The organism is Variovorax sp. NFACC27, from assembly GCF_048301545.1.
GTDB classification, from domain to species: Bacteria; Pseudomonadota; Gammaproteobacteria; order Burkholderiales; family Burkholderiaceae_C; genus Variovorax; species Variovorax gossypii.
The window spans coordinates 1,335,884-1,348,776 of the sequence record NZ_CP157613.1; the positions used below are offsets into that span (position 1 = coordinate 1,335,884).

Here is a 12,893-nt window from a genome sequence, read left to right on the forward strand (position 1 = left end):
CTTGCTTGTTGTTGTCAGAAGCGTTCGTGGGGTGCAAGGTAGCGCCACTGCCCGGGCTGCAGCCCCGCCAGCGGCACGCGGCCGATGCGGATGCGCCGCATCGCCACGATGCGCAGGCCGACGCCGTCGCAGATGTGGGCGATCTGCCCGGGCCGCGCGCCCTTGAGCGCGAAGCGCAGTCCCGTCTGCTCGTCGGTCTGCCGCCCGATGCTCACGCGTGCCGGCGAGCGCTCAAGTCGCGCCAACGCCTCGGGGCTCACCGGGCCGGCCACGTCGACCATCACTTCGTGCTCGAGGATGCCGGCGTCTTCCTGCAGCTTGCGCTCGATGCGGAATTCCTGCGTGTACGCGACCAGCCCGCTGGCTCCGGTCTCGAGCGGCGTCATGCAGCGCTGCGCCTTCGCATGCGCCGGCAGAAAGCGCAGCCCCGCGCGCTCGGGCTCGTGATGGTTCGCGGCAATCAGCAGGCGGTGCGCGGTGTCGGTAGCCATGCCGGCAGGCTTGTACAGAAGCAATGTGACAGGCAGCACGGGCTCGGGCCTGGCGCCGGCCTCGATCTCGACCTTCTGCTGCGGCAGCACGCGCGACTGCGGCAGCATCTGCGGCACGCCGTCCACGCGCACCGCGCCGTTCTCTATCAGCAGCTCGGCTTCGCGGCGCGATACGCCGGCCAGCGCCGCCACGCGCTTGGCGAGGCGGACGCCTTCATCTTCGGCGGGAGCATTCATGTTCATCGGGCCGCCGCCAGCTGGCGGATGCGCGCCACGTGCGCGGCCAGCGAGCGTGCCGCCACCGGCCACATGCGTTCAGGCACGTCGTCGTAGGCCAGCGGAAGCCATTGCTCGGGCGTGCCTTCGGGCAGCGTCTGCATTGCGGCGGCGATCTTGGCCTCGCGCTTCAGGCGGTGCGCCTTCAGCATGCCGATGGCGATGCGGGCGAAGCCGATCACGTAGCCGTGCGCGGGCAGGATGAACTCGATGCCGCCGGCTTCGCAGGCCTTGTCGAGCGCATCGAGCGAATCGAGGTACGCGCTCATGTCGCCGTCGGGCGGATCGATCACCGTGGTGCTGCCGTTGAGGATGTGGTCGCCCGAGAAGAGCAGGCCGTCTTCCTCCAGCACCAGGCACAGGTGGTTGGCTGCGTGGCCGGGCGTGTGGACCACGCGCAGCGTGTGCGTGACGGCCTCGCCGGCGTCGTTGGTGCCCGAGAGCACCAGGCGTTCGCCGTCTTCCAGTTCGCGCTCGGGCGCGAAGCGCGCGGTGGCGCGTGCGGTCGGCTTCGAGGCCAGCCCGAGGATCGGCGGCTTGCTGCCGTTCTTGCACAGCGCCTGCAGCGGCGCCGCGCCCGGCGAATGGTCGGCATGCGAGTGCGTGCAGACGATCATGCGGATGTCGCCGCGCGTGGCGCGCCAGAGCCGGCCGATGTGGTCGAAGTCGTTCGGGCCCGGGTCGATCACGATGTAGCCCGTGGCCGCGTCGCCCACGATGTAGCTGTTGGTGCCGGGGCCGGTCATGATGCTGGCGTTGGGCGCGGTCAGGCGCATCACGTTCTTCAGCAGCGGCACCGGGGTTTCGCTCTGCCAGTCGAGCGCGTGCAGCACCTGGCCGTCGGGGCACACCAGCGCGAGTTCGCCGTAGGGCGACTCGTGCTCCATGTAGCGTGCGTCCTCGCCCTTGAGCAGGCCGGCGCGCGGGCAGCTGGTCCACAGCGGAACCTCGCCGGCGCAGGCCGCGAGCAGGGCGTCTACCGTCGCGTAGGTGGCCATGCGCTGCAGCGTGCGCACGGTCGGGAAGATCATGAAGAAGGTGCCGGCCTCGTGGCGCGCCAGCGCGTCGGCGGGGCGCACCCAGCAGGGCTCGAACTGCTCGTTCTCGTCGGCCGTGGGCGTCTGGCCCTCGGGCATGCGCGCCACCAGGAAGGGCACGTCGAAGCGACGGGGCAGGTCGCGGTCGGTCATCCAGTGCGCGAAGGTGAAGACGCGGTCGGAATCGAGCACCAGGCCGCGCGCGGCGCACTGGTCGGCGAAGGCGGTGTCGGCGGTGTTGCCGCGGTCCATCGAGGCGATGTCTTCGGCCGTGACGGGGCTGCCGTCGGCGTGGCGCGCGAGAAGGATGCCCAACTCTTCGAAGGCCTCGCGGATCGCCGCGATGGCCTGCGTGCGCTGCACGCGGCTCTGCGTGGGGCGGCGCGTGGCGATGCGCTTGGCCGCCTCGTCGGCTTCGTCGATGTGGCCGCCGGGAAACACGTACGCGCCGGGCGCGAAGCTGGCGGTGGCGGAACGGCGGGTCATGAGCACTTCGATGCTGGCGGCGCTGTCGCGCAGCAGCAGCACCGTGGCGGCCGGGCGCAGGGGCGCGGGCTCGCGTGGGATATGTAGTTGTTGGGAGGAACGGACCATGGGCCAATTATGGAGAGCGGGCGCGGTACGTGCATGTCGCGCATAAGCTCATATGGAATCGGGCATCAGCCGCGCGCCACAATGCGCGCCTGCACTGTCTGCATTGAAGACAAAAGACTGACCGACCGAAAGACTGCAATGGCTCATTCTCCACTCACCCGTCTTGCCAGATTCGCCCGATTGACCGGACTCGCCCGCCGCGGGCTGCTGCTGGCCACGGCATCGCTCGCCGTGCCCGCCGCCTTCGCCCAGCACGCCGCGCACGACTGGCCGCAACAACCCGTCACGCTCATCATGGGCTTTCCGGCCGGCTCGGGCGTGGACGTGGTGGCCCGCGCCATCCAGGAGCCGCTGGCGAAGCAGCTCGGCAAGCCGGTCATCATCGACTACAAGTCGGGCGCCGCCGGCAACATCGCCAGCGACTACGTGGCCCACTCCAAGCCCGACGGCTACACGCTCTCGTTCGGCACCGCCGCCACGCATGGCAGCAACGCCGCGCTCTACAAGAAGCTGCCGTTCGACGTGGAGGCCGACTTCGTGCCGGTGGCCCCGGTGCTCGACGTGTCGAACGTGCTCACCATCAATCCCGACGTGATCAACGTCAAGACCTTGAAGGAATTCGTCGAGCTGGTCAAGGCCAACCCCGGCAAGTACAACTATGCGTCTACAGGCAACGGCGCCGGCACGCACATGGCCTTTGCCGAGTTCAACTCGCGCCTGGGCCTGAACATGGTGCACGTGCCCTACAAGGGCGGCCCCGAGGCGATCACATCGGTGGTGCGCGGCGAAACGTGCTGCATCATGAACCAGGTGCAGACCGTGCTGCCTCACTACAAGGCCGGCAAGGTGCGCCTGCTGGGCGTGACCACCGCCACGGCCGTGCCGGCGGTGAAGGAGGTGCCCACCATCGCATCGAGCGGCCTGCCTGGCACCAAGGGCTTCGACAGCTCGATCTGGTTCGGCATCTTCGCGCCCAAGGGCACCGACCCGCAGATCGTCGACAAGCTCAACGCGGCCGTGAAGGCGGTGCTCGAGACCCCTGAGATCCGCGAGCGCTTCGAGAGCCAGGGGAATACCGTGCGCATCGAGTCGCCGGCACGGTTCAAGAAGACCGTGCACGACAACCGCGTGAAGTGGGCCGAGGTTGCCAAGGCGGCGAACATCAGCATCGACTGAAGCCTCGGGGGGCATGCACAGGCCGCCGGGTACTCCCCTCCGCGAATGTCCCCCGGCCTGCGGCCTCCTCCTCTATTTCGCTGCGGGGAGCACCCGACGCCCTGTGCACGGGGCACGCTGTCGGGGCGCTGCCGGCATGGGGGCACGGCCCATCAAAGCGTCTTGGTCAGCGTGAGGATGAAGCGCGCCTTGTTCGGCGAGTAGGTCTGCTTGCCGAAGGCGCCGAAGCCCAGGTCGACACCCGGATTGCTCACGGAAAGATATGAACTCTGCTTGTTGGCTCCCTGCACCGAGCCGGCCAGCGACAGGCCGTTGCCGAAGTCGTAGCTCGCGCCCACGTTGTAGTCGACGTAGCTCTTGTAGCCCAGGCTGCGGATGTCGTTCGACATGTTCGTGTAGCCCACGGCCGCCTTCAGAGTGAGCTTGGGCAGGATCTCCTTGCTGTAGGCCAGGTTCAGGTAGCCGGTGTTGGTGCCCTTCAGGCCCGAGCCGGCCTTGTTGCCGGCGTAGCCGAAGTAGTCCTTCGACACCGTGTGCGAGTACTTCAGCGTGAACGAACCGATGGTTTCGTCGGTGTAGCCCGCGCTGCCGTAGAGCTCCGTCGTGTTGCCCGACGAGTTGCCCGGATAGATGTACGTGAGCGCACCCACGTCCATGTCGAAGGGGCCGGCCTTGAACTTGTAGCCGCCGTAGATGTCGCTCTCGATGCTGTTGCCCTTGAGCCAGTTGACGCTCGAATTCCAGTTGCCCACGTAGAAGCCGCTGTCGCCGAAGGCGTAGTCGAAGCCGCCCTGGATGGCGGGCTTGAACGTGCTGGTCTTGGCGTAGTCGTTCTTGCCCAGCATGTCCTGGTCCTGCCCGCGGAACTTGTAGTTGGTGGTGAGTGCCACGTTGCCCGTGAGCTGCGCGCTTGCGAGCATCGGAAGAGCGGAAAGAACAGGAAGGGCGAGCACCGGCAGGGCGGTGCGAAGGATGTTTTTCATCGAAAGAATCGCTGACGTATGGAGGAGCCGTCAGCGTAGGAGCGGCCGTCTAAACGCCGCGTAAAAACTGAGCTCAGCGGCGCAAAAGTTTCGTCTCGGGCATCGTCATCGCCACCACGCCCGCCACGACACAAGCTAGCCCGAGCCATGCCGTGGCCGCCAGCGTCTCACCGAGGAACACCACGCCGATCGTCACGCCGATGGGCACGCGCAGATAGGCCTGGGCGGCGGTCGACATCGGCCCCAGCGTCTTGATGAGACGGAAGTAGATCGTGAAGGCCAGCGCGGTCGAGAGCACCGCGAGTGCCAGCACCGCCGCCATCGATGCGGCCGACGGCGAAAGCGTCCACGGCCTGTCGACCACGAGGCTCGCGGGCAGCAGCATCGCGGCGCCGCTGACGAGCGAACCCGCGGCCGGCACCATCGGGTCCAGCCCCTTGAACACGCGGCCGAACATCGCGGCGCAGCCGTAGCAGACGGCGGCGGCCACCAGCCCGAGCTGTGCGAGCAGCGAATGCCCGAGCCCGTTCAGCGCCTCGAAGCCGACGATCAGGCAGATGCCCGCGAGGCCCGCGCCCACGCCGAACATGCGGCGCAGCGTCGGTTTGTCGGAACCGCCGAGGCCCAGCCCCAGCAGGAAGATGAAGATCGGCGAGGTCGAGTTGAGGATGGTCGCCAGCCCCGCGTCGACGCTGCGCTCCGCCCATGCGATGAGCGTGAAGGGCAGCACGCTGTTCAGGCAGGCCTGCAGCGCGAAGCGGCCCCACATCGCCGGCTCTTTCGGCAGCTTCACGCCGCGCACGCGCAGCACCACGAGCAGAAGCGCTCCGGCAATGAACGTTCGCGCCGCGATCAGCGTGACCGGCGGAATGGTCGCGACGCCGATCTTGATGAAGGTGTACGAAGCGCCCCAGCAGGTGGCGAGCAGCGCGAGCAGTGCCCATTCGAGGGCGAGGCTGGCGTGTGGCTTGTCGATGGAGGAGGGTGTGGATGCGTGCATGGTGCGCCGATCATTCCCTCACCAGCGCGGCCACACTTCGGCCGCGAACGAAGCGTGGATGCCTCAGTGATCGTGCGCGTGCGGTTTGCTGTTCACGCTGCCGTTCAGCAGCGTCGCCAGGTCGACTTCCTGCTCGGCGGCAGCCCCGGCGATCACGCGCTGCTCCAGCTCGTCCAGGTGCTCCAGCGCCACGGCCAGCGCCTTGTCGAGCGACTTGCCCGTGGCCAGCGCCTCGATGATCTGCTCATGCTCGCGCGGCGCGCAGCTCGCGGCCTCGGCGGAGTCGTACAGCGCCTTGTAGAGCTCGGTGTTCGAAATGAGCCGCTTGATGTACGACAGCAGCTCCTCGCTTTCCGCCATCTGCGCCAGCAGCAGGTGGAAGTCGCCCGCCAGCTTGATCGCGTCCTCGCGCCGGCCTTCCTTGAAGGCCTTCTGCTCCGCCTGCACGTGCTTGCGCAGCGCGGCCACCTGCTCGCGCGAGAGGTTGCCGAACAGCGTGGTCACCAGCCCGGCCTCGACGATGCGGCGCGCGCGGTAGATGCCGCGCATGTCGTCGATGGAGGGGTTGGGCACGAAGGCGCCGCGGTTGTGCTCCAGCACCAGCCGCTTTTCCGACCCCAGCCGCGCCAGCACCTTGCGCACCGCGCCGCGCGTGCAGCCCAGCGCCTCGGCCAGCGCGCGTTCGCGCAGCGGCGTGCCGGGCCGCAGCTTGCCGCTGAGCAGCGCCTTCGACACGGCGGCGTAGACGCGTTCGTCCACGTTCGCGTCGTCGGCTTCCGTGAGTTCGGGGGAGGGGGCGGTCGCTGGGGTCTTGCGGGCGGCGGAGGGCATAGGCAGCCGGATTATTGCTTGCGCGATGTCGCCCCCGGGTAAGCCCTTGGATTGACTCGCCCGGTCGTGCTCCGTACCATTCGCGCCGTTTGGTTAACCAAAATAAATTGTATGGTTAACCAAAATCACAGAAAATCCCAACCAGAGACATGAATCGAGGCTCTCCATGAAATCCGCCAAATGGCTTGCCGCACTGCCGGTCGCCGCCTTCTTCAGCGGGGGATGGCTGTCCTCCGTCGCGCCCACCTTCGTGCTCGGCATGCCCTTCCTGATGGTGTGGAACGTCAGCTGGCTGGTGCTGACCTCGCTGATCATGGTGGTCATCGACCGCTCCGAGGGCGACATCGACGCGCCCTCGGCCACCGGAGACGCGCGATGAACGCCGCGCTCGGAGTCATCGCCCTGTTCGTCGTCGGCGCGCTGGGCCTCGCGGTGCTCGCGCGGCGCGGCCGCACCATGAACCTGGAGCAATGGGCGCTCGGCGGGCGCGGGCTGGGCGCCATCATGGTGTTCCTGCTGATGGCGGGCGAGTCGTTCTCCACCTTCACCTTCCTGGGCGCGAGCGGCTGGTCTTACAGCAAGGGCACGCCGGCCTTCTACATCCTGGCCTACGGCGGGCTGGCCTACCTCATGGCCTTCTGGATGCTGCCGGCCGTCTGGCGCTACGCCACCACGCACAAGCTGGTGTCGTTCTCGGACTTCTTCGCGCACAAGTACGACAGCCGCCCGCTCGGCGTGCTGGTGTCGGTGGTGGCGCTCATGGGCATGGTCGCGCTGCTGACCATCCAGTTGCGCGGGCTCGGCATCATCGTGTCGGAAGCCTCGTACGGCTCCATCGCGCCGCAGGTGGCGATCTGGATCGGCACGCTGGTGATGGTGAGCTACATCCTGTTCTCGGGCATCCACGGCTCGGCCAGCATCGCCATCGTGAAGGACATATTGATCCTCGCGCTCGCCGTGTTCCTCGGCATCTACCTGCCGTGGCACTACTACGGCGGCGTCGCGCCCATGTTCACCGCCATCCACGCCGCCAACCCCGGCTTCTTCGAGTTCCCGAAAGAAGGCCTCAACCTCACCTGGTACAACTCGACCATCCTGCTGACGGCGCTGGGCTACTACCTCTACCCGTTCAACCTCACCTCTGTGTACGCGGCCAAGAGCGCGAGCGCGGTGCGGCGCAACACCATCCTGATGCCGCTGTACCAGGTGGTCATCGCCTTCCTGTTCCTGGTCGGCTTCGCGGCCATCCTGCAAGTGCCCGGGCTCAAGGGCTCCGACGTCGACCTGGCCCTCTTCGGCCTCGTCAAGCACACCTTCGATCCGTGGTTCGTCGGCGTGATCGGCGGCACCGGCGTGCTCACGGCGCTGGTGCCTGGCTCGATGATCCTGCTCACGGCCTCCACCGTGATCGGCAAGAACGTCTACAAGGAAGGCTTCGCGCCCCATGCCACCGACAGGCAGGTCTCGCGCGTGGCGCGCGGCGTGCTGCCGGTGTTCGCGCTGGTGGCGGTGTACTTCGTGCTGCGCGGCGGCACCACCATCGTGGCCGTTGCCATCTTCGCCTCCAGCCTGCTCACGCAGCTGCTGCCCTCGCTGCTCTTCAGCCTCATGAAGAAGCCCTTCGGCAACAAGCACGCCGCCTTCGCGGGCATCCTGGCCGGCGGCGCCGTGCTGGCCTTCATGATGACCACGGGCTCGAACCTGGGTACGCTGTTCCCGGGCGCTCCGGTGGTCTTCAAATCGCTCAATACCGGTCTGGTGGCGCTGGCGACCAACGCGCTGGTGTTCGTGATCGTCGCGCTCGTCACCCCGCGCACGACGCCGCGCGCCGCCGTCGCTCAGCCGGCCTGATGAAGATTTTTTCGAGAAACGGATTCCCACCATGTCATCGCTCCTGATCCGCAACGTTCGCCCCATGGGCGCTTCCCCGGTCGACGTGCGGGTGCAGGACGGGCGCATCGCCGAGATCGGCACCGCGCTTGCCGCGCCCGCTGGCGCCGCCGTCGAGGAAGGCCACGGCGCCTTGCTGCTGCCCGGCCTCGTCGAAGGCCACACCCACCTCGACAAGACGATGTGGGGCATGGACTGGTACCGCAACGAAGTCGGGACGAACCTCACCGACAAGATCGAGAACGAGCGCGCCTTCCGCCATGCCAGCGGGCATGACGCGGCCACGCAGTCGCTGGTGCTCGCCAAGGCATTCCTCGCGCTCGGTACCACCAGGCTGCGCACGCACGTCGACGTCGACACGCAGGCCGGCCTGCTCCACCTCGAAGGCACCCTGCGCACGCGCGAGGCGCTGCGCGAGGTGCAGCAGATCCAGGTCGTCGCCTTCCCGCAGTCGGGCCTGCTGGGCCGGCCCGGCACCGCCGAGCTGCTCGACCAGTCGCTGGCGATGGGCGCCGACGTGCTCGGCGGCCTCGACCCCTGCGCCATCGACGGCGATCCGGTGAAGTCGCTCGACGTCCTTTTCAACATCGCCCACAGGCACCAGCGCCCCGTCGACATTCACCTGCACGAGCCCGGCGCCATGGGGGCCTTCTCGCTCGACCTGATCCTGCAGCGCACCGAGGCGTTGGGCATGCAGGGCAAGGTCGCCATCAGCCACGGCTTCTGCCTCGGTGATGTAGGCGCGGGGGTGAGCGAACGCGAGCGCGATGCATTGCTCGCCCGCATGGCGAAGCTGGGCGTGGTGCTCGTCACCAGCGCGCCGCCCTCGCGCACCGTGCCGCCGCTCATGGCTTGCCGGCAGGCCGGCGTGACCGTGCTCGGCGGCAACGACGGCATCCGCGACACCTGGTCGCCCTACGGCAACCCCGACATGCTCGAGCGCGCCATGATCATCGGCCTGCGCTACAACCTGCGCCGCGACGACGAGATCGAAGTGGCGCTCGACACCGTCACCCACTCCGGCGCGCGCGGCTGCGGCTTCGAGAACTACGGCCTCGTGCCCGGTAACCGCGCCGATCTCGTGCTGGTCGACGCGCAGACTGTCGCGCACGCCGTCGTCTCGCGGCCGGTGCGCAAGCTGGTGGTGGCGGGCGGGCGCGTCGTCGCGCGCAACGGCATGCTGAGCGCCGACCTGGCGGCCTTGTGAAGGCGGGGGGCAAGCACGACGGAGGCATCGCCTTCGCGATCGTCATCGTGCTGGTGGCGCTGAACCTGCGCGCCTTTCTCACGTCGAGCAGCCCGCTGCTCGAACCCATCCGCATGGCGACGGGCATAGGCTTCCACGCCGTGGCGCTGCTGACGGTGCTGCCGATGTTCGCGATGGGCGCCACCTCGCTCTTTGGCGCGGCGGTCGGCCAGCGCATCGGCGCGCGCGGCGGCGTTGCGCTCGGGCTCGTGGCCATCGCCGTCGCCTGCGCCAGCCGCTATGTGGCCGGCGGTGCGGCGGCGCTGCTGTGGAGCGCCGCGCTCGCTGGCGCGGGCGTGGGCCTGGTTCAGGCGCTGATGCCCGGCGTGGTGAAGCAGGCCTACCCGGCGCGCATCGGCGTGATGACCGGGCTGTATTCCGCAGCCATCATGGGCGGCGGCGGGCTCGGAGCCATGGCCAGCCCGTGGGTCGCGCATGCACTGGGCGGCGACAAGGGGCCCGACTGGCACGCAGGCCTCGCGATCTGGGCCCTGCTCGCGACCTTCGCGCTGCTGTACTGGCTCAACATGCGGCGCATCGAATCCACTTCCGCCGCCGAGGCGCCGGGCCTTCGCGGCCTTTCATGGCTGCGCTGCTTCGCGAGCCGCCGAGCATGGCTGCTGGCCGCGTGCTTCGGCCTCATCAACGGCGGCTACACCAGCCTCGTCGCGTGGCTGCCGCACTTCTATGCGCAGCAGGGCTGGACCGCGCAGCAGGGCGGCTCGGTGCTTGCGCTGATGACTGCCGCGCAGGTGGTCTCCGCGCTCGCCATGCCCGCCATCGCGCGCAGCCGCGGGCGCGACCTGCGACCCTGGCTGGTGCTCACGCTCGCCGCGCAACTCGCAGGCTTCTGCGCGCTGACCTTCGACGCGCCGGTACCGGCAGTCGCCATCGCCGTCGTCCTGGGCTTCGGCCTCGGCGGCGCGTTCTCGCTGTGCATGGTGCTCGCGCTCGACCACCTGTCCGACCCCGCGCAGGCCGGTGCCCTCGCGGGCTTCATGCAGGGCGTCGGCTTCATGATCGCCGCACTCGCGCCCTTCGTCACCGGCTGGGTGCGCGAGCAGACTGGCGGCTTCACGCTCGCGTGGGCTTATCTCGCGGCGGTCGTGGTGGCGCTGCTGCCGCTCATGCTGTGCTTCGATCCGCGCCGCTATGCCGCCGCCACGGCGGGCCTCTTCGTTGCGCGCGGCACCCAAGCCGGCGCACCATCCATCACCGCGCTCGACAGCGCGGCCACCAGAAAGGTCTGAACACGATGTACCAGGAACAGTTCATGCAGCGGGCGATCGCTCTCTCCGCACAAGCGCTGAGCGAGCCCGGCACCGAGCCCTTCGGTGCCGTCGTCGTGAAAGATGGCGTCATCGTCGGCGAAGGCTTCAATCATTCCGTCGCACACCACGACCCGACATCGCACGGCGAAGTCGAAGCCATTCGCGATGCATGCCGAAAGCTCGGCACCGTCAACCTGCAGGGCTGCGAGCTCTACACCTCGTGCGAGCCCTGCGCCATGTGCGCGGCGGCGATGCACATAGCGGGCATCGCGAAGCTGTACTACGCGGCTTCGCTTGCGCAGTCGGGCAAGGCTTTCGAGGGCGTGACGGTGGCGGCCCGGCATCCGATCGATGTGGAGGCGCTGCGCGCCGAGGCTGGTGCGACGCTTGCGCAGCGCAGCTTGCCTGCGGAGCAGAAGATGGATCGCGAAGCAGTGGAGATCCTTGCGGACTGGGCTGCGACGCGCAGAGGTTTGTGAGCGGCCTGCGACGGCCACTTGGTCAGCGGGTAGCCGGGGGTGTATGGAGCGGGTCACCAAGTTGGCATGTGCATTCGTGCGGACAAGCCGGCAGGAAGTCGAGCTGTACTCCAAGAACTCGCGGGTCTTCGGCAGCACCGCTCGCAAGCGAGCTGGGGTCTGCAACATAGCTGCTTTTCGGGAGTGAGACTCTGGCGCTGAAATGCAGATCTTCTCGAAGAACGCGAGCTACATTGCGCGCCCGCTCCAAACCCAGGCCTTTGGGATCGTGGTCTCGCTCTTCCGGGTTGACTGATGCTCCGATGTAGATCGCCTCATGGTTGGCGTATCGCGCCCGAAGCTCTTGCATCCAGATGCGGAGCTTCAGGGTCTGGTCGGTGGATACCGTCGCGGAGTCGCGATCGAAGTACACATAGAAGACCTTGATGGGGCTGCATGCGAGCACGGCGGCTGGGCCGAGCATTGCGAGGGTCAGAGCCAAGGCTCCCGGGAATCGAAGGTGCTTGATCACGATAGGCCTCAACCGGTAACGCCGAGGATATAGGACGCGAGGCTGTCCGCATTGAAGCGAGACCTGGAGTCTTCGGCGTGCTCTCTCGACTGCGTTGTTCCGTACCAGGTGTCATTCGAAGAAAAGGTGTCATCGAAATGGGTCACCTCATGCACCAGCGTCAACAGGCGGGAGTCACCATCCATCACGACGCCCGTGTCGAAGTTGGTCTTGTTGTCGAACTTGAAATTGCAAAAGATGGGCGCGATCGCAATGGTGCGGGTGGCCGTATCCGGCTTGCACACCGCCGCGGCAGCGCCATTGATGCTTGGCAGGACGCAAGTCGCGATCTTGCCTCCCTCTGTATATCGAATGAAGTTCTTCGGCTCCAGTTTCTGGAGCACAAGAGCGCATGTGGACAAACCCTTTTGCAGGTGCTCCCGAATGCTCTGGTCGGCCGTGCCGAACCACTCGGTCGTTCGCGCCTGGGCCTCCTTGTCCCAGCGCGCCAGTTCAGGAAGTCGCCGTTTCACGATGTAGTCGACCGCCATGTCTCGCAGCTTTATTACCAAGACGGCGAACTCCTTGTTTGTCATGTTCGAGCAGATTTTCTCGGTCTGCTCGGCTTCGGGCGGGTGAGTGACGCGCTCGTCCACCGCCTTCTTCAAGGCGGCGACCTCTCCGGCAGGCCAGGTGGTCGCGATCACGGGCGTTGCCGTGGCATGGTGCGCCCCGTCGTCATATGTCGACCTGTGTTGCAGGGTGGCGCGCAATGGTTGCGGTGCTGCGCAGTGGCAAACCACGACGTCTCCTTCCAGCGCAGCTTCCGAAATGAACTCCGGACGCCGTGGCCCTCCGGCCTTGGCGATGATGCCTACGCTGTTGCAGCCCCCGCAGTAGGCTCTGCCACCGATCAGGGCGACGCGATGTCCATACAGATCGAACATGGGGCCGTCGTACGGCAATACCTGGCCGCCAGGGACTGGCGGATCTCCGACTACAAGAATCTTTCGCTCCATTCAATGCGCTCCCGTTGTGTGACGGGGCGTTGTATGGGACTTGGAGCGCTAAGACTGTTGTCTATCATCAACCGCTCAGGAACTTTTCACGGGATAGGAAAGTTTCCGCT

13 protein-coding genes are annotated in these 12,893 nt (G+C 67.3%); 6 read left to right on the forward strand and 7 right to left on the reverse strand.

Translation table 11 applies throughout. The features are described 5' to 3' along the window. Nucleotides 1–14: 14 nt before the first annotated feature. On the reverse strand, nucleotides 15–734 hold the full coding sequence (locus ABL840_RS06260) for an RNA pseudouridine synthase (RefSeq protein ID WP_418116215.1): 720 nt from the start codon (nucleotides 732–734) through the stop codon (nucleotides 15–17). Beyond that, nucleotides 731–2,398, reverse strand: coding sequence for an MBL fold metallo-hydrolase (locus ABL840_RS06265; protein ID WP_093299642.1), 1,668 nt, complete (start codon nucleotides 2,396–2,398; stop codon nucleotides 731–733). Before ABL840_RS06265 ends, ABL840_RS06260 begins: the two co-directional genes overlap by 4 nt. Nucleotides 2,399–2,536: 138 nt before the next feature. On the opposite strand from ABL840_RS06265, the gene ABL840_RS06270 reads away from it, so the two are divergent. Further along, nucleotides 2,537–3,574: a Bug family tripartite tricarboxylate transporter substrate binding protein gene (locus tag ABL840_RS06270; protein WP_176947381.1), complete on the forward strand. Its 1,038-nt coding sequence runs from the start codon at nucleotides 2,537–2,539 to the stop codon at nucleotides 3,572–3,574. 152 nt (nucleotides 3,575–3,726) lie between these two features. Here ABL840_RS06270 and ABL840_RS06275 read toward each other — a convergent pair whose 3' ends face one another. The 3 genes from ABL840_RS06275 to ABL840_RS06285 form a co-directional block, all read right to left on the reverse strand. Further along, a complete protein-coding gene (locus ABL840_RS06275) occupies nucleotides 3,727–4,557 on the reverse strand; it encodes a TorF family putative porin (protein WP_093299644.1) in 831 nt (276 codons plus the stop codon). Between the two features lie 73 nt (nucleotides 4,558–4,630). Further along, nucleotides 4,631–5,557 carry a DMT family transporter gene (locus tag ABL840_RS06280; RefSeq protein WP_093299647.1) on the reverse strand — a complete coding sequence of 309 codons (927 nt, stop codon included), beginning with the start codon at nucleotides 5,555–5,557 and terminating at the stop codon, nucleotides 4,631–4,633. Between the two features lie 63 nt (nucleotides 5,558–5,620). After that, nucleotides 5,621–6,388 carry a GntR family transcriptional regulator gene (locus ABL840_RS06285; RefSeq protein ID WP_093299649.1) on the reverse strand — a complete coding sequence of 256 codons (768 nt, stop codon included), beginning with the start codon at nucleotides 6,386–6,388 and terminating at the stop codon, nucleotides 5,621–5,623. 166 nt (nucleotides 6,389–6,554) lie between these two features. Between ABL840_RS06285 and ABL840_RS06290 the strand changes: the two genes are divergently transcribed. The 5 genes from ABL840_RS06290 to ABL840_RS06310 are packed head-to-tail and all read left to right on the forward strand — an operon-like array spanning nucleotide 6,555 to nucleotide 11,274. Further along, nucleotides 6,555–6,767: a DUF3311 domain-containing protein gene (locus ABL840_RS06290; RefSeq protein WP_093299652.1), complete on the forward strand. Its 213-nt coding sequence runs from the start codon at nucleotides 6,555–6,557 to the stop codon at nucleotides 6,765–6,767. Next, nucleotides 6,764–8,239: a sodium:solute symporter family protein gene (locus tag ABL840_RS06295; protein WP_093299654.1), complete on the forward strand. Its 1,476-nt coding sequence runs from the start codon at nucleotides 6,764–6,766 to the stop codon at nucleotides 8,237–8,239. The genes ABL840_RS06290 and ABL840_RS06295 overlap by 4 nt, the downstream gene beginning before the upstream one ends. A gap of 31 nt (nucleotides 8,240–8,270) precedes the next feature. After that, nucleotides 8,271–9,485 carry an amidohydrolase family protein gene (locus ABL840_RS06300; protein WP_093299657.1) on the forward strand — a complete coding sequence of 405 codons (1,215 nt, stop codon included), beginning with the start codon at nucleotides 8,271–8,273 and terminating at the stop codon, nucleotides 9,483–9,485. A gap of 53 nt (nucleotides 9,486–9,538) precedes the next feature. Beyond that, entirely contained in the window at nucleotides 9,539–10,774 is a 1,236-nt protein-coding gene (locus ABL840_RS06305; RefSeq protein WP_418116348.1) for a cyanate transporter, read from the forward strand. Nucleotides 10,775–10,797: 23 nt separating this feature from the next. Continuing rightward, a complete protein-coding gene (locus ABL840_RS06310; protein ID WP_418116216.1) occupies nucleotides 10,798–11,274 on the forward strand; it encodes a nucleoside deaminase in 477 nt (158 codons plus the stop codon). Between the two features lie 22 nt (nucleotides 11,275–11,296). Here the strand turns inward: ABL840_RS06310 and ABL840_RS06315 are convergent, their stop codons facing one another. Then, a complete protein-coding gene (locus tag ABL840_RS06315) occupies nucleotides 11,297–11,785 on the reverse strand; it encodes a hypothetical protein (protein ID WP_143042895.1) in 489 nt (162 codons plus the stop codon). Nucleotides 11,786–11,793: 8 nt separating this feature from the next. Further along, nucleotides 11,794–12,711: a M35 family metallo-endopeptidase gene (locus ABL840_RS06320; protein WP_418116217.1), complete on the reverse strand. Its 918-nt coding sequence runs from the start codon at nucleotides 12,709–12,711 to the stop codon at nucleotides 11,794–11,796. Nucleotides 12,712–12,893: the final 182 nt, after the last annotated feature.